Source organism: Falsochrobactrum shanghaiense (assembly GCF_003149535.1).
Classification (GTDB): Bacteria; Pseudomonadota; Alphaproteobacteria; order Rhizobiales; family Rhizobiaceae; genus Brucella; species Brucella shanghaiense.
Window position 1 is genome coordinate 44742 of record NZ_QGDB01000003.1, and the last position, 22651, is coordinate 67392.

Genomic DNA, 22651 nt, shown 5'->3' on the forward strand with positions numbered 1-22651 from the left:
GCTCTGGCGCCAGTGGTCTCATTCAGACATCCGATGCATGTCGAGGAGAGCGGAGGAACATACAAGGCATGAATGGTTTCATGATCGCAGCCCCGTCATCGGGCTCGGGAAAAACAACGATAACGCTTGGTTTGCTGCGCGCGCTCAGACGAATGGACGTGGCGCTGGCGCCCGTCAAGGCGGGACCGGATTATATCGATCCGGGCTACCATAAGGCTGCAAGCGGTGCTGTGTGTTTCAATCTCGATCCATGGGGCATGCGGGCCGAACTCATCAGCGCGCTTTCCTCACGCATGACCGAAGGTGGAAAGCTGCTTGTCGCGGAAGGCATGATGGGGCTTTTCGACGGGGCAAACAGCAATGGGGGATCGTCTGCCGATCTCGCGCGTATGCTCGATCTCCCGGTCGTGCTGGTGGTGGATTGCGCCCGCTTGTCGCATTCGGTGGCTGCGATTGTCTCGGGTTTCAGCGCCTTTCGCAAGAATGTGCTGATTGCGGGCGTGATACTCAACCGGGTCGGCGGCGCGCGTCATGAAGCCATGCTCCGCGAAGCTTTGCTGCCGCTTGGAATTCCGGTGCTGGGCGCTTTGCCGCATGATGATGCGTTGCTGCTGCCGGAACGCCACCTCGGGCTGGTGCAGGCGGGAGAACATTCCGATCTGGAACGCTTTCTCGATCATGCCGCAGATATGATGGAAGCGCATATCGACTTCAGGATTCTGCGTCATATCTGGCTCGGCTCCAAACGCCCTGCGGCAATGGCCAATGTGCCGCGGCTTGCGCCCTTGGGGAACCGGATAGCAGTCGCGCGTGATGATGCTTTTGCTTTTGCTTATGCGCATGTTTTCGAAGCATGGCACAGGCGCGGAGCGGAAATATCGTTCTTTTCGCCCCTTGCAGACGAGGGGCCAGCGCCGGATGCGGATGCCGTCTATCTGCCGGGTGGTTATCCTGAAGCCTTTGCCGGCAAGCTTGCACAATTGCATCGCTTTCGGGAAGGCATGAACGGAGCCGTGTCACGCGGCGCTATGGTCTATGGTGAGGGCGGCGGCTATATCGTGCTTGGCGAGGGACTGCAAGACGCCGAGGGTTTGCGCCATGAAATGCTGGGCCTGTTGCCGCTTGAAACATCCTTTGCCAAAAGGAAGCTGCATCTTGGCTATCGCATAGTGGAGCCATTGGAAGGCGCGCCATGGAAAATGCCGCTGAGCGCCCATGAATTTCATTATACGAGCATCGTGCTGGAGGGGGCGGCGCAAAGGCTTTTTAGCGTGAACAACGCTCAGGGTGAAAAACTGGGCGAGGCGGGACAGCGTGTCGGTTCGGTTTCAGGCTCATTCATGCATATTATCGATTTGCGTGGAGACAATATGTGATCAAGCCTGTCGAACATGGCGGAGCACTTGACCGGGCGGTGGCACGTTATGGCGGCAAGGCGCAGGACTGGCTCGACCTTTCGACCGGGATCAATCCCGAACACTTCCCGCTGCCCGCGCTGGGGGAGGCGCTCTGGAACCGTTTGCCGGATGAGGGGCTTTTTCAGCGAACGCTTGAAACGGCAAGGCTGTATTACGGTATAGCGGAGACGGCACCCATCGTGGCAGCGCCCGGAACACAGGCGCTGATACAGCTTGTTCCGACGCTTCTTCCTGCTTCGACAGTCGCTATCATGGGGCCGACCTATCAGGAATATGGCGCTTCCTTTCAGGCGGCAGGCTGGAATGTGGTCGAATGCCGCGGGCCTGACGATATTCCGGATGAGGCGCGCGTGGCTGTGGTCGTCAACCCGAATAATCCCGATGGGCGCGTTATTGCGCGCAAGGATCTGGTGGAGCTTGCGCAAAGACTGGGCGCGCGTGGCGGCTTTCTGGTGGTTGACGAGGCTTTTGCCGATGCGCATCATCATGTGAGTGTGGCGGCGGAAGCCGCCAGCCTTCCCATGATCGTCCTGAAGTCTTTCGGCAAGTTTTTCGGGCTGGCGGGGTTGCGGCTGGGCTTTATGATTTCCAATCCGCTTATTGCCGAAAGGGTCAAGCAGCGCCTTGGCCCATGGGCCGTGTCCGGGCCTGCACTGGCTATAGCCGGACAGGCATTTAAAAGCCGCACGGAACTGACCGACTTTCGCGCGAGGATCGACCTGCGGCGTCTTGGTCTTTCCGGCGTTCTGGAACGTTCGGGCTTGAAAGAGATCGGAGGCGTGGCCCTTTTTTCGCTCGTGGAACATCCCGATGCATATGCGGTGCATGAGGAGCTTTGCAAAAGGCATATCCTCGTCCGTAAGTTTTCTTACGCGCCAGAATGGCTGCGTATCGGCCTTGCGCTGGATGATGCGGGGTTGAGGCGACTGGAAGAGGCGCTTGAGACCATATCGCGCTTGAAGACCTGATTCAGAATAGCGGGCCAAGCCTATGGAAATTAAGCTGATAATCCTTTCTCTGGCGCTGGTTTTGGATCGACTGGCTGGCGACCCTCCCGCTCTTTGGCAAAAGGTTGCGCATCCGGTCGTTCTGTTTGGCAAGGCCATTTCGTGGGGCGAACATCGCTGGAACAAGCCCGCATTGCCGGTTGAAAAACTGCGCCGCAACGGCATGTGGCTGATTGTCTGGCTCGTTGCATGCTGCCTTTTTCTGGGAGTTTTTATCGAAGCGCTTCTGCCGCTTCTTGGCACAGCGGGCGCGCTGGTCGAGATCGTTATCGTTGCCGTCCTTCTTGCGCAAAAAAGCCTTGCCGACCATGTCGGCAATGTTGCGAAAGGCTTGCGGGACGATGGGATCGCAGGCGGGCGCATGGCTGTGTCGATGATCGTCGGGCGGGATCCCGAGCAGCTCGATGAAAGCGGGGTTAGTCGCGCTGCCATCGAAAGCCTTGCCGAAAACGCGTCAGATGGAGTTGTCGCGCCCGCATTCTGGTTTCTGGTCGGCGGCTTGCCGGGACTGCTTGCCTATAAACTCATCAATACAGCCGATTCCATGATCGGTCATATGAACGAACGCTATCGCCATTTCGGGCGCTTTGCGGCCCGGCTTGACGATGTGGCAAATTTTGTTCCGGCCCGGCTGACCGGCTTGCTCGCTGTTTTGGCGTGCGGGCTCAATATGGGTAAGGAAAGCGGGCGCAAAGCCTTTCGCGTCATGCGCGCCGATGCGCGGCTGCATCGTTCGCCGAATGCGGGCTGGCCTGAAGCAGCATTTGCAGGGGGGCTGGGGCTGGCGCTTGCAGGACCGCGCCGCTATGGCGCTGAAAAGGTTGACGGGCCGATGCTCAACATGCAAGGCAAAAGAAGCGCCAATGCCGGGGATATTGATGCAGCGGTGACACTGTTCTGGGCATCGATGAGCTTATTGACGGCTTTGACAATAACGGCCAGCCTGATTGGACTTATCTATCGGCTGGTATGAAGCGCTTGCCTGCATAACGTTGCAGACGATTGGGATTGTCGTTTCGCATTCCCAATTCATTGAACTTGATCGTGCCCAGCGCAGTTTCAAAGGAACTGCTGGTGAGGATGCCTGTTACGCTGCGTTTTTCCGCTTCGGCTTGTTTTGTCGCCTGTGCCGCCAGCTCGATCATGGCGTAACCGGTGACGGAATAGGCTTCCACGAGCATGCCTGCCTGACGAAGAGCATCGGCGGCGGGTCTGGCTGTCGGCAGATCCTGCGGTCTGATGGGGGCAATCATCAGTGTTCCATCGCTTAAAGCTTGCGGGCCGGCAGCGGCATTCAGGACGCTGCCTCCTGCGATGACCAGCGGATATTTGAGAGTTTGGGCGCTGGCACCAATGGCGGCAATGTCGTCGCGTTCGCCACCGACATAGACATGGGTTGCACCGGCCCGGCGCAGGCGAGCCACAAGGGCGTTCTGGTTTTCAAGGCCCGGGCGATAGGTATCGGTAAATACGGGCTGGAGCTGCTGTTCCCTGAGGCTGGCAAGCAGAAGCGAAGCGCGCTGACGGCCTTCTATGGTGCCGTCATCGATGATCGCAAAGGGCTGCGAGCGCCAGAGGCTTGCCAGAAAGCTGCTGGTCGCCCGCATTTCCTTTTCAATCCCTGCTGAAAGACGAAAGACGGGCAGGTGCGTCGATGCGCGTCGCTCGGAGAGGGTGAGATCGCTGATCCCTGATGTTAAAACCGGGATATTCTTTTCATTGAGAATGGGCAGGGCTGCTTCCAGTGCTTCGGAACAGAGGAAACCGGTGGCGATCTGCACATTTTCCCTGACGAAATTATCAGCCGCCGTCTTGCCGCCTTCAGCACTGCACTGATCGTCGGATATGGTCAGCTGGACGCTCATTGTGTTTGCCGCGACTTGCGCGCCATCTCGCAATTGCTGCCCCAAGGGTGCGAATGTACCGCTCAAGGGCGCGGCAAATCCAATGCGCATTTCCTGCGCAAAGGCAGAAGGTATCAGTATGAGGCTGAGAAACGCCAGGGCCGCGAGGCTGGCAGAAAAGAGCTTCGGGTAATTATTGCCGTGCAATATCAGGCGGAAAGCCGCATCATATGGTTTTACAAACTGGTCTGGCTCATTCACGCGACAGGTCTTCTTTAACATTTCATGGTAATTTGAATGAAAATTGGGTAGCGGTTTCCTTGCCATTGTGCAATGCCCGTAATCCATGCAGGCAATCAGCGCATAGCTCCGCCATGGCTTGCAAGACAATACGGATGCTTATCAAGTGCAAACGATAAAAAATATCATTCCAGATACAGCGCCTGTCGCACCGAAAGCCTATCGCGACGCCATGAGCCATTATGCGGGGGCCGTGCAGGTCGTAACGACAGGTGGATCTGCCGGACGGCGCGGGCTTACCCTGACAGCTTCATGTTCGGTTTCCGACAATCCTCCGACCGTTTTGATATGCTTGCAAAAGGTGCATGAAGAGAACCGGATCTTCATGAAGAACGGCGTTTTTGCCGTCAATACGCTTGCGGCTCCCCATGAGCAATTGGCAGACGCCTTTTCCGGACGTATCGGACTGACGCAGGATGAGCGTTTCGAACTGGCGCAATGGGACATTCTTGCGACGGGAGCACCGACGCTGAAAGGGGCTTTGGCGGTGTTCGATTGCCGGGTGACGAGCGTGCAGGATCACTCAACCCATCATGTTCTTTTCGGTGAAGTGGTGGCATTGCGCTCCGGCGATGCCGAGGAGGCGCTGATCTATCTCAACCGCCGCTATCATAGACTGGAGTTGTAGAAGAGTTGATGGGGAGAAATAATGCATAAGCGGGCTGGGCTATTTGCCGGATTGTTTTTCTTCTCCGCCATTTCTGCCTTTGCGCAAGGGCCGCTTCCTTCGTTCAAGGACGAGCATTTTTCCTATCCCGGCATTCTCGGCAGCGCCGATAATGGTGACTATAAAATCGTCGATTATAATGAAATGCGCGATATTAACGGGCGCGATGCAGTGCCGGAAAAGCGGGCCAGGGATGCCTATGTTTCGCTGAAAGCGCGCGCCTATCAGAAAGACGTCACATTTCAGACCAAAGCCGGTCCAGTGAAAGCCATGGCGGTCGGCAAGCGGGAAGGGGCAGCTTTCATTGTCATATATCTGCATGGGCGCGGTGGAAATCGCTTGCAGGGCGTGAATGATTTCACATTCGGTGGCAATTTCAACCGTGTGAAAAATCTCGCAAGCCGCAATGGCGGGCTTTATCTTACCCCGGACTTCAAGGATTTCGCAGCGGCAGGCGAGGCACAGATTGCTGGATTGATTGAAGCCGCGAAGGCTTCATCTCCATCTGCGCCGCTGGTTCTTGCCTGCGGCTCGCAGGGCGGGGCGCTGTGCTGGCGCGTGGCCTCCAGCAAAACTGCGGGCGACCAGCTTGCCGGACTTATTCTTATGGGGTCGCTGTGGGATGAAAGTTTTTTCAATTCACCCGCATTCAAGAAGAAAACGCCGGTATTTTTCACGCATGGCAGCCGCGATCCGGTTTTTGCCGTCGAAAAACAGGAAGGCTTTTATCGCGAGATCCGCAGGCGTGCGCCCGGCTATCCGGTGCAGTTTCGCCGGTTTGAGACGGGCAATCACGGCACGCCGATTCGCATGAGCGACTGGCGCGAGATGCTGAACTGGATTTTTGCGAAACAGTGATAACGGGGCTGTGGACGCCAGACGAAAAACCTGCAATGTGGCGTTCCTGCACTCGACAACGGACCAAAACAGAATAGTTATCTGGTTAAATCTGAGCTGTAGAGCAAATCTTATGAGGTTGATTATGCACGGAGCAGTCCATTACGGAGCCCGTTTTTTTGCTATCGCGATGCTGGCCTCTTTGGCTGCGGCCTGTACGACCACGACACAGACCCCGACGCCTCCCGGACTGTCCGAAGCACCTGTTACCGCGCCGACCATATCGACGCGGCGCTTCATTCCGACCTCGACGGTTGATCCTGCGCTGGCAGCGCCGTGCATTACCACTGCGGCGAATAAATACTTCCTGCCGGAGCGTGTGATTTCGGCTGTCAATTCGCGTCCGGGCGCAGGCGGCGGAACGGATGTCGATCTGCAGGTCGATCTGCGTACGGCGGTATGTCAGGTTTCTGCGAATGGTTCGGTGCGCGCTGTTATCGACACGACGCCCAAAAGCGCGGACCAGGTTGCCGCCGAAGCGGCTGCTGCAAAGGCGGAAGCAGAAGCGCGAACAGCACCACAGAAACAATCACGCAGGAAGTGATTCAATAAAAACGCACAACTCATTCAAAAGGCAGGGATTTCCCTGCCTTTTTGTTGGGTTATCTGCGGAAGCCCTCACTGGCGCGCATCAGGTTCTTCGTATAGTCGGCGCTGATGTCGCCTTTGACGAGCGCATCCGCTTTCAGCTGTTCGACGACTTCTCCATTGCGCATGACAGCGAGCTGATCGCACATATGTGTGATAACTGCCAGATCATGGCTGACCATGACGAAGGTCAGGTTGCGATCCCGGCGTACCTGTTCCAGCAGATTGAGAACTTCCGCCTGTACGGAAGCATCAAGTGCGGAGGTCGGTTCATCGAGCAAGAGGATGGTTGGTTCGATGATGAGGGCGCGGGCAATCGCGATGCGCTGTCGCTGACCGCCGGAAAGCTGGTGTGGATAACGGAACCGGAAGCCCGAGCCAAGGCCGACTTCGTCAAGTGCGCGGACGATGCGTCGTTCGCTGTCACCGATGCCATGAACTGCCAGTGGTTCCAGCAAAAGTCGGTCAATGGTCTGGCGGGGATGCAACGAGCCGTAGGGATCCTGGAAAACCATCTGGACCGTCCGGTAGAAGGCTTTGTCGCGCGGTGTTTTAAGCGGCTTGCCGTCAATGCGCACTTCGCCGCTATCGACGGGGGCAAGGCCGGCCACGGCGCGCAGCAGCGTGGATTTGCCGGAGCCGGATTCGCCCACCAGCCCGAATGAACTGCCGCGCGCGACCTCGATGCTCACCGATTTGAGCGCGTGGAAATGATCGAAATAGACGTTAAGATTATCAATGGCCAGTGCCGGGTTCATAGACGCCATGCCTCCTCACGCTGCAAGGTGGGGAGGGGGTGCTGGTCAGCTCCGATTTTGGGCATGCAGTTGAGCAGTCCTTGCGTATAGGGATGTTTTGCATTGGCGAGGTCGCTCGCAGCGATTTCTTCGACGATCTGGCCGGCATACATGACGATGACGCGGTCACAGAAGGAGGAGACGAGACGCAGGTCGTGACTGATGAATATCAATCCCATGCCGCGTTCGGCCACCAGCTTGTCGAGAATGCCAAGAACTTCGAGCTGAACCGTCACGTCGAGCGCGGAGGTCGGCTCGTCCGCGATCAGCAATTCGGGTTCTGCGACCAGCATCATGGCTATCATGACGCGCTGTCCCATGCCGCCGGAAACTTCATGCGGATAAAGCTTCATGACCCGTTCGGCATCCCTGATCTGCACCGCTTCGAGCATGGAAATAGAACGCTTGCGAATCTCGCTACTGCTATATTTGCCGTGGGCCTTGAGCGTCTCGGCAATCTGCCTGCCGATGGTCATAACCGGGTTGAGCGAATATTTGGGATCCTGCAACACCATTGCGACGCGGCTGCCACGCAGGCTGCGGCGTTCGCGAGCAGAAATATTCAGAAGATCGATACCGTCGAACTGAAGCGTTTTAGCTGTAATGCGGGCATGAGGCGGGGTCAGCCCCATGATGGCGCGGCCGGTCTGGGACTTGCCTGATCCGGACTCACCCACGATGCCAAGCCGTTCGCGGCCGAGCGTGAAGCTGACGCCGCGCACGGCCTCGACAGCGCCTGTCCGGGTTGGAAATGTGACGCGCAGGTCTTCAACTGTCAGAAGTGGTTTCACTGGTTGCTCCCCCGCGGATCGAGCGCATCGCGCAGGCCGTCGCCGAGAAAATTGAAACCGAGGCTTACGATAAGGATCGCTATGCCGGGCATGGCCGCAACCCACCATTGGTCGAGGATGAACCGGCGACCGGAGGCAATCATCGCGCCCCATTCAGGCAATGGCGGCTGTGCTCCAAGCCCGAGAAAACCAAGCCCTGCCGCCGTGAGAATTATTCCGGCCATATCGAGCGTAACGCGCACGATCAGCGAGGAAGTGCAAAGCGGCATGATGTGGCGAAGGACAATGCGGAACGGCGAGGCCCCCATCAGGCGGACGGCGGAAATATAGTCAGAATTACGCACGGTCAGCGTTTCGGCGCGGGCAATACGCGCATAGGGCGGCCATGAGGTGATGGCGATGGCGATGATCGCGTTTTCAATGCCGGGTCCAAGCGCCGCGACGAAGGCGAGCGCCAGAATGAGCTTGGGAAAAGCGAGGAAAATATCGGTGATGCGCATGAGGACCGCATCAACCCAGCCGCCTGCATAGCCGGCGACCGTGCCGACCAGCAGGCCGATGGGCGCTGCGATAATGGCCACGAGCAGCACGACATAGAGTGTGATACGCGAGCCGTAGATCAGGCGGGAGAGAATATCGCGGCCCTGATCGTCGGTTCCCAGCAGGTGGCCCGGTGTTCCGGGCGGGAGCAGGCGGGCATTGGCGAGATCACCCGAATAGGGAGAATGCGGCGCCAGCCAGGGCGCAAAAGCCGCTACCAGCAAAAGCGCGAGAAGGATCAGCAATCCCACCACGGCCAGCCTGTTGGCGGTAAAGCGGCGCCAGATCATATAGGAGCGACCCAAGCGAGCCTGCATGCGCGATTGCGGGCGCTCGGAAAGCAGCCATTCGCGCCAGGAAGATGTCGATGTGTCTGTCATTTGACTCATTTTGCGCGCGTCCTCGGATCGAGAAGCCGATACAGAAGATCGGACAGAAGATTAAGCGCGATAAAGACCGAACCGATGATGATCGTGCCACCAAGAACGGCGTTCATATCGGCGTTCTGCAATGAATTGGTGATATAGAGGCCCAGTCCCGGCCAGGCGAAAATGGTCTCGGTCAAGACCGAGCCTTCCAGCAGGCCAGCATAGGAAAGGACAATCACCGTGACGAGCGGTACGGCGGCATTGCGCAGGGCATGTCCCCAGATGATACGGGTTTCCGATATGCCTTTGGCGCGGGCCGCGATGATATATTCCTGCTCCAGTTCATTGAGCATGAAGGAACGCGTCATGCGGCTGATATAGGCCATCGAGAAATAGCCCAGCAGCGCCGAGGGTAGAACAAGGTGGGACACGATATTCCGCAAAGCGGCCCAGTCGCGCTGAATGAGTGCATCGATAAGGTAAAAACCGGTGATCGGCGTAAAGGTATATTCAAACATGATGTCGATGCGTCCCGGCCCGGACGTCCAGCCAAGGCGCGCATAGAAAACAAGCAGCGCCAGCAGGCCAAGCCAGAAAATCGGGACGGAATAGCCGATCAGGCCGATGACACGGACGATCTGGTCGACAAGGCTGCCGCGCTTTACCGCAGCCAGCACGCCTAACGGAACGCCGATCAGCGCGCCAATGATGGTGCCGATGGTGGCAAGTTCCATCGTCGCAGGAAAGACGCGGCGTATATCGGTCATGACGGGATTTGTCGTAAGGACCGATGTTCCGAAGTCGCCTTGCAAAACGCCTTTCACATAGAGGAAAAACTGATGATAATAGGGCAGGTTGAGGCCCATTTCCTCGCGCACGCGCGCAACGACATGTGCAGGTGCGCGATCACCGACGATCGCCAGAACCGGATCGATCGGGACGACACGACCGATGAAGAACGTGACGGCCAGCAGACCAAGATAAGTGGTCACGACGATGACCAGAAAACCGGCTATCGCGGAGATTACGGAAGGGGAGCGCCGTCGGGCGCTCCCTTTCGCTGAAAGATTTTCTGTGGTGCTCAATGTTACATCCGCTTCCAACAGTGGGGACGTTCAGAGCGGCCTTGCTTGTTTATGTTCGAAAACCGCCTGACACCTTGCATCAAAGCCGAAGCGGCACCCGGCAAAGTGGCCGGGTGCCGCTTCGGCAATTTCAATTATTCCTTGCTGACGGAAATGAGCGAGTTGGAGTCGAAAGTCGGACCAAGCTTGAAATCCTTGACATTACCGCCAAGACCCGCCGTTTCGATCTGCTGGAACAGCACCACGAACGGGCTTTCATCAAGCGCTTCCTGTTGCAGTTTCCTGTACATTTCGGCTCGTTTATCGCTATCGCTCTCCAGGAGGGCCGCCTGGACCTGCTTGGTCAGTTCAGGAATATCCCATGCGTTACGCCAGGCAAGCGTCTTGACGGAGGCATCGTCACTGTTGTCCGGATTGGAGGTGAAGGCCTCTGCGTTGGAATTGGGATCCCAATAGTCCATACCCCACTGACCGATATAGAGATCGTGGTTGCGGGCACGATATTTGGTCAGGGTTTGCTTGTTGTCGCCCGGAATGATCTCGATCTTGATGCCAGCCTGTGCCGCGGTCTGCTGGAAGGATTCGGCTATGCCCGTCGAAGGCTGGTTGCTTCGCACGTCGAAAGTGACGGAGAAGCCATTTTCCAGACCCGCCTTGGCGAGCAGTTCCTTGGCTTTTTCAACGTCGAACTTATAAGGTGCCTCGTCGAGTGCGCCCAGCACACCCTTTGGCTGATAAGTCTGGCGAAGTTCGCCGATACCCTTGATCAGCGTGGAGCCGATGGCTTCATAATCGACCAGATATTTGAACGCTTCGCGAACCTCTGGCTTCGAGAGATATTCATTCTTCTGGTTGAGGCTGATATACATCACCGTGCCCTTGGGCGCGCTGACGGTCGACAGCTTGTCATTTTTCGTAACAGCCTCGAAGTCGCCCGGCTCCAGATTGCGCGCGACGTCGATGTCGCCTGCCTCAAGCATCAGGCGCTGCGTGGCGCTTTCCTTCACGTGGCGGTAGAAGACACGGGCCAGTTTGGCTTTTTCGCCATAATAATTGTCATTGCGTTCCAGTACGACAACTTCATTGGCGCGCCAGTCGCGAAGCTTGAACGGGCCGGAGCCTGCATAGCCGGTTTTCAGCCAGGCTGAGCCGTAATCATTATCATATTTGTAATTGTCGTCAGGCGTCACTTGCTGGGTGTGTTCCAGAAGCAGCTTCTTGTCGATGATTGCGCCGACGGTGGCCGAAAGGCAGTTCAGCACGAAGCTTGGCGCATAGACCTTGTCGGTCGTGAAGACGAAGGTTTCAGCATCGGCGGCTTTCGCTTTTTCGGTGACGTTTTCGCCGGTCAGGCCGAACTGGGTCAGGATGAAGGCCGGGCTCTTGTCGAGACGTACGGCTCGCTCGAAGGAATAGGCGACGTCTTCCGCCGTAATCGGATTGCCCGAAGCGAAGGTGATGCCTTTCTTGAGCTTGAACGTATAAGTAAGGCCGTCATCGGAAACGGACCAGCTTTCGGCAACGCCCGGCACGACCTTGGAGGTGTCTTCGGGATCAAGGCGAACCAGCATGTCATAGGTGTTACCGATGAATTCCGCCGGGCTGAACTCGAAGGATTCAGCAGGGTCGAGCGTGATAGTGTCGTCGATGGCCCATGCCTGCACAAGCGTGTCGGCAGGCGTTGCCGTCCAGGCCGGGCTTGCCGCCAGCAGAGCTGAAACCGCCGCACCGGCAGCGAGAATTCGAAAACGTCCAAAATGCATCATCTTGAGTTCCCTTTCGTGATTTATAAGAATTCTGTAGAGGTCAAACTGCTCCGTGCCAGCATTGCTTGAGGACTCTTATCCAGTTCTCGCGGCAAAGTTTTGCCAGCTCGATTTCATCATATCCGGCTTTTTGCAAGGCTGCGACTAGGTTCTGCGTTCCCGCCGCATCGTTGATTTCCGCAGGAATGGTTGCGCCGTCATAGTCCGAACCAAGCGCAACGCAATCGATCCCCATGCGCTCGACCATATAATCGATATGCCGCACCATGTCGGAAAGTGGCGTGGCCGCACTTTCCAGCCCGTCCGCCCGCAGCATGGTGGTCGCGAAATTAAGCCCGGCAAGACCTTTGCGTTCGCGAATCGCATCCATCTGCCGATCGGTCAGGTTGCGGGCAACGGGGGTGAGGGCGTGAGCGTTGGAATGGCTGGCGATCAGGGGGTGATCGCTGATTTCCGCGACATCCCAGAAGCCTTTTTCGGTGATATGAGCAAGGTCGATCAGGATGCCCTTGCGGTCGCATTCCTTCACCAGTCGCCTGCCTGCATCGGTCAGGCCGGGGCCGGTATCAGGCGACATGGGATAGGCAAAGGGTACGCCGTGACCGAATATATTATTGCGGCTCCAGACGGGACCGAGTGAGCGCAGGCCCGCAGCGTAGAAAACCTCAAGCGCTGCAAGATCGGCATCAATGGCTTCGCAGCCTTCCATATGGAGAACCGCCGCAAATGTGTCGCTGGCAAGCGCCTCGTCGAGCTCTTTGCCATTGCGGCAGATTTTCCAGCCGTCCGCTTCTTCGAGACGAAGAGCGATGGCAGCGATCTCCAGGGCTATGTCGAGCGAGGGGTGACGTTCCAGTGGAGAGGCCAGCGGCGTTTCGTAAGCGCCATCGGTATCGGCTCCGGCCAGTTCGATCTGATGGCTGGACGGAATATAAATGGCGCAAATGCCGCCAGCAACACCGCCCGCCCTGGCACGGGGCAAATCCAGATGGCCTAGTTTGGCGCCGCCGATGAATTCCTTGACGGGATCCCCGCCATTCCGGCTATTTTCCCATAGACGCAAGAGGACATCATTATGTCCGTCGAAAACGCGATGCATTTATCAATCCTAGCAATAAGCCGGTAGTGGAAGAAGAAAGCCCCCAACAAATATTCGGTATTAAGATGTTGGGAGACAGGAGTGTCAAGCTCGTAACCGGGTGGATGCATGATCGCCCGGTGACAAAATTGACCAAATAGAAAAAGCCGCACTGTGATGTGCGGCTTTTGGTGCGAAAATCAGATGAGTTCATGCATAATTGGCATGAACGCTGTGGATATATCAGAACCGGTAATTAAGACCGGCCTTGAGAGAGTGATTCTTCAGGTCGTTGCGCTGGCTAACGCCATTGACCTTGGACTTCACATCGTTAAAGCGCTGGAAGTCATATTCGGCCTTTAGCGACAGCGGACCGGAGATGGCCTGTTCCACACCGACGCCGACCACTGGACCCGCTTCCCAGCCCGGTGCGGACGTGGTTGCGCCCTTGGCCTTCAAGCGGGCAACGCCATAGCCGGCAGTGCCGTAAATAAGGGTTTTGTCGAGCGCATAGCCGACCTTGGCTTTCACATTGCCGTTCCAGGATTGCTGGAGGCTGCCGCCATTGCCGATACGATGTTCTGCTTCAGCAAAATTGCCTTCCAGCTCGCCGCCAAAAACGACGTTGCCGCTTTGCATGTTCTTGCCGACGACCGCTCCGCCAAGCAGGCCGGTGCGATTGGAGAAGGGACTGGGAACCCTGGATGATGAGGCGCCGATTTGTGCGCCGATATAATTGCCCGACCAGTCATGTGGACCGGAAGGCGCTGGATCGCTATAGCTGTAATCCGATCCATCATACATATCGGCTGCGAAAGATGCGCTGGCAAAACTGGCGATTGCGGCACCTAATGCCGCGGCAATGTGGAAACGCTTTAACATTTTTTACTCCGGTTTTCCCGCCCGAAACGCTGGCGGAAAATATGCTGCCTTCGTGAAGGACGAATCCGTCACCTCCTGACTGTTATTCACATGGTCTGTGATTGTGTCGAAATCCAATGAAACGGCAGTAATCTGCACGTCTTTGCGGGTCGTTTTGCTGGACATGCTTAACAGAAGGTTAGGGCAAGACCGTGCCGCCACAGGTGGCAGGTCTACATGAGCTTTAACCCGCGCATGCTGACATGGCCGTGCTTGCCGACGATGATATGGTCATGCACGGCGATATTGAGCGCTTTGGCGGCATCGACAAGCAGTTTCGTCATCTCGATGTCAGCGCGGGAGGGGGTTGGGTCGCCTGAAGGATGATTGTGCACCAATATGATGGCGGTCGCGGAGAGTTCCAGGGCGCGCTTCACCACCTCGCGTGGATAGACGGGTGTGTGGTCGACGGTCCCCTGCTGCTGGATCTCGTCGGCAATCAGGCGGTTTTTCTTGTCGAGGAAGAGAATGCGGAATTGTTCGCGCGGCTCGTAGGCCATGGCTGCGGTGCAATATTCGACGACCTTGCTCCATGAGCCGAGGACTTCGCGCTCCATGACCGTACTGCGCGCCGAGCGCTTGAGCACGGCTTCGATGATTTTCAGGTCGAGGGCAATGGAGGGGCCGACACCGGGCGTTTCGGCGATCAGTTGTTCAGAGGCTCCCAGCACTTCTGCAAGCGAGCCGAAGCGGTTCAGCAAGGCTTTGGCGCGCGGCTTGGTGTCGGCGCGGGGGATAACCCGGAATAACAGCAACTCCAGCAATTCGTAATCGGCCAATGTATCGGGAGCGGCCCTGAAGCGCTGGCGCAATCGATCACGATGGCCCAGATGGTGCGGCTTCTCCAGGGGAGCTGCCATCTGCATCCGGTCGTTGAAGCCGGGAAGGTCATAACCGCCCGGCTTTTTATCGGTACGCGTCATTCTGTTTTACCCCCGCCGAAACAGACAGACAGTATATTTTACACTATTCTGGCAAATCCGGAATTCGTATCGCTCTGGAGCGAAGCCGCGAACGAATCCCGGATTCAAGGCCATGCTAGCGCATCGAGGGCGGACCGAAGAGATTCTTGGGCGACAGCGTGAAGATCTCACAGCCATCGCTCGTGACGCCCACCGTATGTTCATATTGAGCCGTCAGCGAGCGGTCGCGCGTTACCGCGGTCCAGCCATCGGAGAGAACCTTCACACCCGGCTTGCCGAGATTGATCATCGGTTCAATCGTAAAGATCATGCCTTCCTTTATTTCCACGCCGTCGCCGGGCGCACCGTAATGCAGGATGTTGGGCGTATCATGAAAGAGCTGGCCGACGCCATGGCCGCAGAAATCGCGCACGACCGAACAACGCTCTGCTTCCGCATAGGACTGAATGGCAGCGCCGATAGCGCCGGTTTTCACACCCGGCCTTACGACAGAAATGCCCCGCAAGAGGCTTTCATAGGTCACTTCGAGCAAGCGCTCCGCCGAACGCTTGATTTCGCCCACTGCATACATGCGGCTTGAATCGCCGTGCCAGCCATCCAGCAGGTAGGTGACATCTATATTGACGATCTCGCCCTCGCGCAGCGGCTTGTCGTTGGGAATGCCGTGGCATACGACGTGATTGATCGAGGTGCAGGTCGATTTGGTATAGCCGCGATAGTTCAATGTTGCCGGAAAAGCGCCGTTGTCCATCCCGAATTCGAAAACGAAACGGTCAATCTCATTGGTCGTGACGCCGGGCTTGACCACATCATTGAGCACATCGAGACAACGCGCGGTGAGATTGCAGACCTTGCGCATGGACTCGAAGGCTTCCGGCCCGTAAAGCCTGATCTGGCCCGTATATTTTACCGGTGCGCTTGCTGCTTCGATATAAGTCACCATTTTTGACCTGTCTTTCTACTCTATCGGCACCAATTGCGTGGCGTGAATGCCTTTATCCGTTATTTGGCATTGAACAGCCCAGGCCTCAACCCCCGATGCCATTGCGCGTTCGAAAGCGCGGGCATAAGCGGGGTCGAGATCACCGGAAATGCTGAATCTGTCGCAATCATTACGCTGGATAATAAACACCATCACGCCCCGATGGCCAGCCGCTACGACATCGACCAATTCATCAAGATGCCTGGCGCCGCGCGCCGTGACGGTGTCGGGAAATTCGGCGAGGCGGGCCGTGCGCGTGAAGTGCACATTTTTCACTTCCACATAGGCGCGTGCATCCTCTCCATTGTCGAGCAGAATATCTATGCGTGAATTGCGCCCATATTTCTGCTCGCGCCGCAGATTGCGATAATTTTCCAAGGTGGGAACGAGACCGGAAAGAATTGCCTCTTCGGCGATTCGGTTGGGCAGGCCGGTATTGACGCCGACAAGCGTGTTATCGGCTTCGACAATCTGGAGCGTATGGGCATATTTGCGGTGCGGCGCATCTGAAACACTCAGCCAGACGCGCGAACCCGGTGCCGTCAAACCGAGCATCGAGCCGGTATTGGGAACGGAGGCCGTAATAAACCGGCCGTCGTCTAAAGTCACGTCGGCCAGAAATCTCTTATAGCGGCGCTCAAGGCGACCGGTCACAAGGGGTGAAGGAAAAAGCATAGGGCCCATTTAGGCCCGGAACAGGATTGCTGCAAGCCTTGAGCCTGACAGGGAAAGAAATCAGTCCTGCAAAGGCATTTCACGGTTTTGCTGAGAATCCTCTATTGCCGGACCCAGTTAAAAGCCAGTTCCTCGCGAAAGGCAAAGCGAACGATATGGCTTGCGACGACGTCTTCCATCTGGGGCAGGGCATCCTCGGCGGCGTCAATCTCGACAATGAGCTGTTCCGGTTCGGCCTTGAGAATCACAAGACGGTTTTCGCCAAGATCGATACGTCCCTTCTCGGGGGTAAATTCAGTGGCGAATTTATGCGCCCAGTGCTTGCAGAGCTGTTGCAGATAGCGGCTGGCATGGGCGGTGGGAACAATCGCGGTGGTTTGGGACATGAGATCGCTATCCTGTTTCATTATGTAATACAGGAACTGCTATAGCAGCGAGAAGGCACTGTCACGTCTGGCGCGCTCACATGCGATCAATTTAAAGCGAGAAACAGACAGCAAGTGGTACGCCCAAGGGGAATCGAACCCCTGTTTCCGCCGTGAAAGGGCGGCGTCCTAACCGCTAGACGATGGGCGCCCGTTGCTGGTGTGTGGGCTTATATGCGGGAAAAATCCTGCGCGCAAGCATTTTTTCCGTAAATTCAATAAGAAAAACAATATGAAAGACCGGAAGGTCAAGCATCTTCAATTCGAATTATAGAGAAAGATTTTCAGGAGAAAAACCAGCAAATGGTACGCCCAAGGGGAATCGAACCCCTGTTTCCGCCGTGAAAGGGCGGCGTCCTAACCGCTAGACGATGGGCGCCCGTTGCTGGTGTGTGTGGGCTTATATGCAGGAAGCTTCTGACTCGCAAGCCCTTATTCCAAGTTTTTCAGAAAAATATTTCCGGGAGGCAGGCATAACGGGTATTTTGCTGTGAATTTCTATGCCAACTCTTTGAATTAAAATATAAAATCAAATCCAGTTTATTTGCGGCAGCGCCAGTTCCAGTCCCGTTCGGGGCCAATATCCACATGGACCGATTTGGTATGGCAGTAAGTGCCGACACCGCCGCGGTTTGGCATGGAGCGTGCAAAGCGCGCGATTTCGTGTTTTGAAACCCCGTCGATCTGAATATCGGCTGCGGCGCAGATCATATGCAACGATTTGCGTGCGCCGTTGACCTTGCGGTTATAGGAAGGGCTACGATAACCGGACGTCACCATGACCGGGCGGCGGAAATGGCGCTCCATCGTTTTCAGCATCGAAACCAGTTGCGGCTTGAGACATGCGACATCAACGGTCTGGCGCTGTACTTTCAGGCCATTTGGCGCAAGGCGCGCAAGCCCGGGCGCTGACGCAAGCTGAATGGAGGAATAGTCGTCATATTCGTTGGCATCAATGTCGCTGTCATCATACAGGCTTTGGCGATGCTTGATTTCGATTCCGCCATTGGCGCGGACGCCGGGCAGGGAGTAGTTATAATTTCGTGTTGGCGATGAAACGGGTTTGACTACGGCGAGTTTCTTGTTTTCCGCTTTGCTGGAACCGCTTGCCGCGTCATCGCTGAACAATCTTGCAATACTGCCCTGCGATTGAGACTGCGAGGATGCGGGCTTTTGCGGCGCTGCAAAGGCATTTGCATTTTTGGCGGACCCAAACAGGGAAGTGACTTCGGCAGGCTTTTCCGGCGCGGGTGGTTGGCTGGCTTCGACTTGCGGGGCTTGGGGTGCTTCCTGTGCCGGTTCGGTTTTAGCGGTTGCGGGCTTTTCGTCAGTGGTTGCCGCCGGCGCTTCGGGAGGGGCTGCTTCGCTTGGGCTATTGTCGGATTTCTTGCCAAAAATGCTAAAGAGCCCGCTTGGTTTTGTTTCGGAAGCGAGTGCTGCGACCTGCACTGGTTCTTCCGGTTCGAGCGCTTTGCCGGTGCCTGCGTCTTCTATTGCAGGATTGTCGGATTGCGCAGTCGCGGATGTGACTGCGGCTTGCCCGGTTGGAGGCTCAGGCTGATTGTCTGCTTTCTTGGTCGCATCCGCTTCGGCTTGTGCGGAAGCCTCCGCTTCAGCTTTTGTGGAAGCTTCCGCGGCTGCGGTCTCGTCGGCAGCGCTTTGCAACGCATCGGCGACGACGGAACCGTCAGCGCTGGCGCTCATCTGCATTGGTGTCATGCCGTCGCCGGTGGACGTGCAGGATGTAAGCACAAGCGCCAGAAGGGCGACACTGCCGCATAGGAGTTTCCGGGACGAGAGAGATGAAGGTTCGACAAAAATCAATGATCTGCTCCGGCTCGATTTCCCTGACCAGTCTGGCGAACCGAAACAGATCGGGCCCGCCTGGTTTCGGGAGATCGACTTCTCCCGTACGAGTCTCGCGTGAACGCTTGCAAGACGGTTTTTCTCACAGAGCCCGGCGTTTTGCCGGACAGGCAGCCAATTTTCCCAATCGGCTATCGCACGTAAATCTGGCTGCATGCATAAAAATGCATAAAGGCACAAATCACTCACGGTTAAAACATCGTCAATTTTTATGCTTTTTAATTGGTAAACGCAACTATTGAAAGCAGCAGATTGTTTACGCGCATTTAATTGAGCGGAATATACTATAGTATAACGTAATGTTACTGATTGTAATTATGAGTTATATTAAGGTGTGGCCATTGCAGGCGGAGGACAGGCGGCACGGGATATGGCGCAATGGAAACTCGCTTATTGACAGAGGGCGTCGTCTTGGTGCTATCCCTTCTCAAACAGAATATTTTCATGCGCCGGGATAAGCGCAGGTGGTCAATGACGAATTGGGATTGGTAATATGATTAAGCGCACGCGGCAGGTTGCCAATCTCGTGCTGGCAGCAACAGCCGCAGCACTTCTCGCCGGTTGTGCGGGTGGACCAGAATTTCAGGGCGTACCGCAGGAGGGGGCGGCGAAGACCGGCACCTATCCGACTTTTGGCCGTATGCCCAAGGCCGCGACGGCGCAGATCACAGCGGAAGAGAAAGAGCAGATGATGTCTTCGCTCGATTCCGACCGGACGCGTCTGGCGGCGACACGCTCCTCCAATAGCGGTGTGACCCCCGCACAGGCAGCAGCACTGCGCAAGCAGGCGCAGGAAGAAACGGATGCGACGCTCAGGCAGATCGAAGCCGGGGAAGAATAGGCCGCTTCTGATAAAAAAGCCTGATTTCAGACTTGTAACAAGTATCGACCCGATTCGATAACGGGTGTATAGCTCCTAATGCGGTGCATGAGCACCATTTCGTTCAACTCTCCTTTTGGAACAGGATCATGTCGGAAGAGTTTCATAAAGTCCGTCGTTTGCCGCCCTATGTCTTTGAACAGGTCAACCGCCTGAAGGCATCGGCGCGAGCGGCGGGAGCCGACATTATCGATCTTGGCATGGGCAATCCCGATCTTCCCACCCCGCAGAACATCGTCGACAAGCTTTGCGAGGCGGTGCAGGATCCGCGTGCCCATCGCTATTCGGCCTCGAAGGGCATTCCCGGACTTCGCCGCGCGCAGGCGCAATATTATGCGCGGCGTTTCGGTGTTAAGCTCAATCCGGATACGCAGGTCGTCGCGACGCTCGGCTCCAAGGAAGGCTTTGCCAATATGGCGCAGGCGATCACCGCTCCCGGCGATGTAGTGCTTTGCCCCGATCCGACCTATCCCATTCACTCGTTCGGCTTCATCATGTCGGGCGGGGTGATCCGCTCCATTCAGGCCAGGCCGGATGACCAGTTCATTCCGGCGCTGGAACGTGCGGTCAAGCATTCGATCCCCAAGCCGCTGGCGCTTATCCTCAATTTCCCATCCAACCCGACGGCCTATGTCGCAACGCTTGATTTCTATAAGGATGTGGTGGCCTTCGCGCGCAAGCACGACCTCATCATCCTGTCGGATCTGGCTTATTCGGAAATCTACTTTGACGGCAATCCGCCGCCATCGGTTCTGGAAGTCCCCGGCGCGATGGATGTGACGGTGGAATTCACCTCCATGTCGAAGACCTTTTCCATGCCCGGCTGGCGCATGGGATTTGCGGTCGGCAATGAACGGCTGATCGCCGCTTTGACGCGGGTGAAATCCTATCTCGATTACGGTGCATTCACGCCTATTCAGGTCGCGGCAACCGCAGCGCTCAATGGCGATGGCTCGGACATCACCTATGTGCGCAATATCTATAAACAGCGCCGTGATGTGCTGGTCGAAACCTTTGGCCGCGCGGGCTGGGATGTGCCGCCTCCGGCCGCGACCATGTTTGCGTGGGTTCCGATCCCCGAGCGCTTCCGCGCCATGGGGTCGCTTGAATTCTCCAAACTGCTGGTCGAGATGGCTGATGTCGCGGTTGCGCCGGGTGTCGGTTTCGGCGAGCATGGCGATGAATATGTACGCATCGCGCTGGTCGAAAACGAGCATCGCATCCGGCAGGCCGCGCGCAATATCAAGCGCTTCTTGTCCACCAAGGATGAGAACCTGCACAATATCATTCCGCTTGAAGGTCGCCGTTAACGGCTGGCCTTCAGCTTGCGGGGGCCGTCATCGCACTGGCCCCTGCCATTCCCGTCTCTTTATAGCCAATAATTCAGAAGGTCGAAATAATGAGTGATGCATTGCGGATCGGCGTTGCCGGATTGGGCACCGTTGGTGGTTCGGTGTTGCGTATTCTGCGTGACAAGGCCGATATGCTCACTCGCCAATGCGGCAGGCCGCTGGTCATTACCGGGGTAAGCGCTCGCAATCGCAGTCAGGATCGCGGGGTTGATCTGTCCGGCGTGACCTGGTTTGACAATCCGGTCAAACTGGCAAAAAGCGGCAAGATCGATGTTTTCGTGGAATTGATCGGTGGCGACTCCGGCCCTGCCGAAGATGCTGTTGAAGCGGCTCTGGCTGCTGGCCATCATGTCGTGACGGCCAATAAGGCGCTGCTGGCCCGCCATGGCGTGAAGCTTGCAAAACTGGCGGAAGAAAAAGGCGTTCTTCTCAATTTTGAAGCCGCTGTCGCAGGCGGTATTCCGGTCATCAAGGCGATGCGTGAATCGCTGACGGGCAATACGGTTTCGCGCGTCTATGGCATCCTGAACGGCACATGCAACTATATCCTCACCCGCATGGGGGAAGAGGGCATTTCCTTCAAGGACTGTCTCAAGGATGCGCAGCGCCTTGGCTATGCGGAAGCTGATCCCACGTTCGACATCGAGGGCAATGACACCGCGCACAAGCTTGCACTGCTCACCAGTCTGGCTTTCGGCACGCAGATCGCCGCCGATGATATTTATCTTGAAGGCATTTCCAATATTTCGCTGGCCGATATTCGCGCCGCCGATGAGCTTGGCTATCGCATCAAGCTTCTGGGTGTGGCGCAGCAGACCGAATCCGGTATCGAGCAGCGCGTGCATCCGACCATGGTGCCCGTATCTTCGGTCATCGCGCAGGTGCATGGCGTAACCAATGCCGTGGCGATCGAAACCGATCTTTTAGGCGAACTTCTGCTGTCGGGTCCGGGCGCTGGCGGCAATGCGACCGCTTCCGCCGTGATTGGCGATCTGGCGGATATTGCCAAGAGCCGCCCCGGTTTCCAGCACGGACCGGTCTTCGGCACGCCTGCCAAGGCGTTGCAGCCCTATAAGCGTGCCAAGATGCGCAAACATGCGGGCGGCTATTTCATCCGCCTGACGGTTCATGACCGGATCGGTGCTTTTGCCGCGATTGCCAAGCGCATGGCCGATAACGATATTTCGCTCGAATCCATCGTCCAGCGCCCACGCATGGACAGCGATGTGCAGGATGGTATCAAGACGGTTATTCTCGTCACCCACGAAACAACCGAAGCTGCCGTCCGCAAGGCGCTGGAGGCCATTCTCAAGGATGATCATCTGGTCAGCAAGCCGCAGATGATACGCATCGAACGGGCCGGTTGAGCGATTTTGCAGATTGCTTGCGGCGCAATGCCCTGAGCAGGAAATTGCCCTTAAATCGATTAAGCATTTGAGTGCGCAATGTTTTCTGTTTTCGCCCCTTGCGGGGGGCGAGGG

22 protein-coding genes and 2 tRNA genes are annotated in these 22651 nt (G+C 56.7%); 9 read left to right on the forward strand and 15 right to left on the reverse strand.

Annotated features, from left to right (window positions below; translation table 11 throughout):
- The first annotated feature begins 68 nt into the window (after nt 1–68).
- Genes DKP76_RS07960 through cbiB form a run of 3 tightly spaced genes read left to right on the forward strand, consistent with a single transcriptional unit; the run spans nt 69 to nt 3398 of the window.
- A complete protein-coding gene (locus DKP76_RS07960) occupies nt 69–1376 on the forward strand; it encodes a cobyrinic acid a,c-diamide synthase CobB (protein ID WP_109705939.1) in 1308 nt (435 codons plus the stop codon).
- Nucleotides 1373–2386 carry a threonine-phosphate decarboxylase CobD gene (cobD, locus tag DKP76_RS07965; protein ID WP_109705940.1) on the forward strand — a complete coding sequence of 338 codons (1014 nt, stop codon included), beginning with the start codon at nt 1373–1375 and terminating at the stop codon, nt 2384–2386. Before DKP76_RS07960 ends, cobD begins: the two co-directional genes overlap by 4 nt.
- Nucleotides 2387–2408: 22 nt before the next feature.
- A complete protein-coding gene (gene cbiB / locus DKP76_RS07970) occupies nt 2409–3398 on the forward strand; it encodes an adenosylcobinamide-phosphate synthase CbiB (RefSeq protein ID WP_109705941.1) in 990 nt (329 codons plus the stop codon).
- On the opposite strand, the gene DKP76_RS07975 is transcribed toward cbiB, so the two are convergent.
- Nucleotides 3379–4428, reverse strand: a complete 1050-nt coding sequence (locus tag DKP76_RS07975) for a branched-chain amino acid ABC transporter substrate-binding protein (protein ID WP_245410198.1) — start codon at nt 4426–4428, stop codon at nt 3379–3381. The genes cbiB and DKP76_RS07975 overlap by 20 nt on opposite strands.
- 247 nt (nt 4429–4675) lie before the next feature.
- Between DKP76_RS07975 and DKP76_RS07980 the strand changes: the two genes are divergently transcribed.
- The 3 genes from DKP76_RS07980 to DKP76_RS07990 all read left to right on the forward strand — a co-directional run bounded on the left by DKP76_RS07980 (nt 4676) and on the right by DKP76_RS07990 (nt 6677).
- A complete protein-coding gene (locus DKP76_RS07980; RefSeq protein WP_425349380.1) occupies nt 4676–5197 on the forward strand; it encodes a flavin reductase in 522 nt (173 codons plus the stop codon).
- Between the two features lie 21 nt (nt 5198–5218).
- Entirely contained in the window at nt 5219–6094 is an 876-nt protein-coding gene (locus DKP76_RS07985) for an alpha/beta hydrolase (protein ID WP_109705943.1), read from the forward strand.
- 124 nt (nt 6095–6218) lie between these two features.
- Nucleotides 6219–6677, forward strand: coding sequence for a hypothetical protein (locus DKP76_RS07990; protein WP_109705944.1), 459 nt, complete (start codon nt 6219–6221; stop codon nt 6675–6677).
- A gap of 58 nt (nt 6678–6735) precedes the next feature.
- Here the strand turns inward: DKP76_RS07990 and DKP76_RS07995 are convergent, their stop codons facing one another.
- The 14 genes from DKP76_RS07995 to DKP76_RS08060 all read right to left on the reverse strand — a co-directional run bounded on the left by DKP76_RS07995 (nt 6736) and on the right by DKP76_RS08060 (nt 18896).
- On the reverse strand, nt 6736–7479 hold the full coding sequence (locus DKP76_RS07995) for an ABC transporter ATP-binding protein (protein WP_109705945.1): 744 nt from the start codon (nt 7477–7479) through the stop codon (nt 6736–6738).
- Nucleotides 7476–8309: an ABC transporter ATP-binding protein gene (locus DKP76_RS08000; RefSeq protein ID WP_109705946.1), complete on the reverse strand. Its 834-nt coding sequence runs from the start codon at nt 8307–8309 to the stop codon at nt 7476–7478. The genes DKP76_RS07995 and DKP76_RS08000 overlap by 4 nt, the downstream gene beginning before the upstream one ends.
- Nucleotides 8306–9238, reverse strand: a complete 933-nt coding sequence (locus DKP76_RS08005) for an ABC transporter permease (RefSeq protein ID WP_109705947.1) — start codon at nt 9236–9238, stop codon at nt 8306–8308. Before DKP76_RS08005 ends, DKP76_RS08000 begins: the two co-directional genes overlap by 4 nt.
- The gene (locus DKP76_RS08010) at nt 9235–10242 is read right to left on the reverse strand and encodes an ABC transporter permease (protein ID WP_425349389.1); all 1008 of its coding nucleotides are present in this window, start codon (nt 10240–10242) and stop codon (nt 9235–9237) included. The genes DKP76_RS08005 and DKP76_RS08010 overlap by 4 nt, the downstream gene beginning before the upstream one ends.
- A 194-nt stretch (nt 10243–10436) precedes the next feature.
- Entirely contained in the window at nt 10437–12068 is a 1632-nt protein-coding gene (locus DKP76_RS08015; RefSeq protein ID WP_109705949.1) for an ABC transporter substrate-binding protein, read from the reverse strand.
- Between the two features lie 40 nt (nt 12069–12108).
- Nucleotides 12109–13167: a dipeptidase gene (locus tag DKP76_RS08020; RefSeq protein WP_109705950.1), complete on the reverse strand. Its 1059-nt coding sequence runs from the start codon at nt 13165–13167 to the stop codon at nt 12109–12111.
- A gap of 222 nt (nt 13168–13389) precedes the next feature.
- Complete coding sequence (locus DKP76_RS08025; protein ID WP_109705951.1) at nt 13390–14028, reverse strand: outer membrane protein; 639 nt, start codon at nt 14026–14028, stop codon at nt 13390–13392.
- A 212-nt stretch (nt 14029–14240) separates the two neighbouring features.
- Nucleotides 14241–14990 (reverse strand): RadC family protein, encoded by a 750-nt coding sequence (radC, locus tag DKP76_RS08030; RefSeq protein ID WP_109705952.1) that lies wholly within the window; start codon nt 14988–14990, stop codon nt 14241–14243.
- A gap of 115 nt (nt 14991–15105) precedes the next feature.
- Complete coding sequence (map, locus tag DKP76_RS08035) at nt 15106–15933, reverse strand: type I methionyl aminopeptidase (RefSeq protein ID WP_109705953.1); 828 nt, start codon at nt 15931–15933, stop codon at nt 15106–15108.
- A gap of 15 nt (nt 15934–15948) precedes the next feature.
- Nucleotides 15949–16647, reverse strand: a complete 699-nt coding sequence (gene sfsA / locus DKP76_RS08040; RefSeq protein ID WP_109705954.1) for a DNA/RNA nuclease SfsA — start codon at nt 16645–16647, stop codon at nt 15949–15951.
- 101 nt (nt 16648–16748) lie between these two features.
- Complete coding sequence (locus DKP76_RS08045; protein WP_109705955.1) at nt 16749–17033, reverse strand: DUF2218 domain-containing protein; 285 nt, start codon at nt 17031–17033, stop codon at nt 16749–16751.
- 115 nt (nt 17034–17148) lie between these two features.
- Nucleotides 17149–17223: transfer RNA gene (locus tag DKP76_RS08050), tRNA-Glu, on the reverse strand.
- A gap of 153 nt (nt 17224–17376) precedes the next feature.
- A tRNA-Glu gene (locus tag DKP76_RS08055) sits at nt 17377–17451 on the reverse strand.
- Nucleotides 17452–17612: 161 nt separating this feature from the next.
- Nucleotides 17613–18896: a YcbK family protein gene (locus DKP76_RS08060; RefSeq protein ID WP_245410188.1), complete on the reverse strand. Its 1284-nt coding sequence runs from the start codon at nt 18894–18896 to the stop codon at nt 17613–17615.
- A gap of 535 nt (nt 18897–19431) precedes the next feature.
- Here DKP76_RS08060 and DKP76_RS08065 point away from each other — a divergent pair.
- The 3 genes from DKP76_RS08065 to DKP76_RS08075 all read left to right on the forward strand — a co-directional run bounded on the left by DKP76_RS08065 (nt 19432) and on the right by DKP76_RS08075 (nt 22537).
- Nucleotides 19432–19779 carry a hypothetical protein gene (locus DKP76_RS08065; protein ID WP_109705957.1) on the forward strand — a complete coding sequence of 116 codons (348 nt, stop codon included), beginning with the start codon at nt 19432–19434 and terminating at the stop codon, nt 19777–19779.
- Nucleotides 19780–19907: 128 nt separating this feature from the next.
- Nucleotides 19908–21128 carry an LL-diaminopimelate aminotransferase gene (locus DKP76_RS08070; protein ID WP_109705958.1) on the forward strand — a complete coding sequence of 407 codons (1221 nt, stop codon included), beginning with the start codon at nt 19908–19910 and terminating at the stop codon, nt 21126–21128.
- Between the two features lie 89 nt (nt 21129–21217).
- Nucleotides 21218–22537, forward strand: coding sequence for a homoserine dehydrogenase (locus tag DKP76_RS08075; RefSeq protein WP_109705959.1), 1320 nt, complete (start codon nt 21218–21220; stop codon nt 22535–22537).
- Nucleotides 22538–22651: the final 114 nt, after the last annotated feature.

Excerpts from the sequence above, each read along its gene's own strand:
- DKP76_RS07985 (WP_109705943.1), top strand. The coding sequence starts at position 5,219 with ATGCATAAGCGGGCTGGGCTATTTGCCGGATTGTTTTTCTTCTCCGCC.
- DKP76_RS07995 (WP_109705945.1), bottom strand. The coding sequence starts at position 7,479 with ATGAACCCGGCACTGGCCATTGATAATCTTAACGTCTATTTCGATCAT.
- DKP76_RS08070 (WP_109705958.1), top strand. The coding sequence starts at position 19,908 with ATGTCGGAAGAGTTTCATAAAGTCCGTCGTTTGCCGCCCTATGTCTTT.
- DKP76_RS08020 (WP_109705950.1), bottom strand. The coding sequence starts at position 13,167 with ATGCATCGCGTTTTCGACGGACATAATGATGTCCTCTTGCGTCTATGG.
- DKP76_RS08045 (WP_109705955.1), bottom strand. The coding sequence starts at position 17,033 with ATGTCCCAAACCACCGCGATTGTTCCCACCGCCCATGCCAGCCGCTAT.
- cbiB (WP_109705941.1), top strand. The coding sequence starts at position 2,409 with ATGGAAATTAAGCTGATAATCCTTTCTCTGGCGCTGGTTTTGGATCGA.
- DKP76_RS08005 (WP_109705947.1), bottom strand. The coding sequence starts at position 9,238 with ATGAGTCAAATGACAGACACATCGACATCTTCCTGGCGCGAATGGCTG.
- DKP76_RS08075 (WP_109705959.1), top strand. The coding sequence starts at position 21,218 with ATGAGTGATGCATTGCGGATCGGCGTTGCCGGATTGGGCACCGTTGGT.
- DKP76_RS08025 (WP_109705951.1), bottom strand. The coding sequence starts at position 14,028 with ATGTTAAAGCGTTTCCACATTGCCGCGGCATTAGGTGCCGCAATCGCC.
- DKP76_RS07990 (WP_109705944.1), top strand. The coding sequence starts at position 6,219 with ATGCACGGAGCAGTCCATTACGGAGCCCGTTTTTTTGCTATCGCGATG.
- DKP76_RS07960 (WP_109705939.1), top strand. The coding sequence starts at position 69 with ATGAATGGTTTCATGATCGCAGCCCCGTCATCGGGCTCGGGAAAAACA.
- radC (WP_109705952.1), bottom strand. The coding sequence starts at position 14,990 with ATGACGCGTACCGATAAAAAGCCGGGCGGTTATGACCTTCCCGGCTTC.
- DKP76_RS08015 (WP_109705949.1), bottom strand. The coding sequence starts at position 12,068 with ATGATGCATTTTGGACGTTTTCGAATTCTCGCTGCCGGTGCGGCGGTT.
- map (WP_109705953.1), bottom strand. The coding sequence starts at position 15,933 with ATGGTGACTTATATCGAAGCAGCAAGCGCACCGGTAAAATATACGGGC.
- sfsA (WP_109705954.1), bottom strand. The coding sequence starts at position 16,647 with ATGCTTTTTCCTTCACCCCTTGTGACCGGTCGCCTTGAGCGCCGCTAT.
- DKP76_RS08065 (WP_109705957.1), top strand. The coding sequence starts at position 19,432 with ATGATTAAGCGCACGCGGCAGGTTGCCAATCTCGTGCTGGCAGCAACA.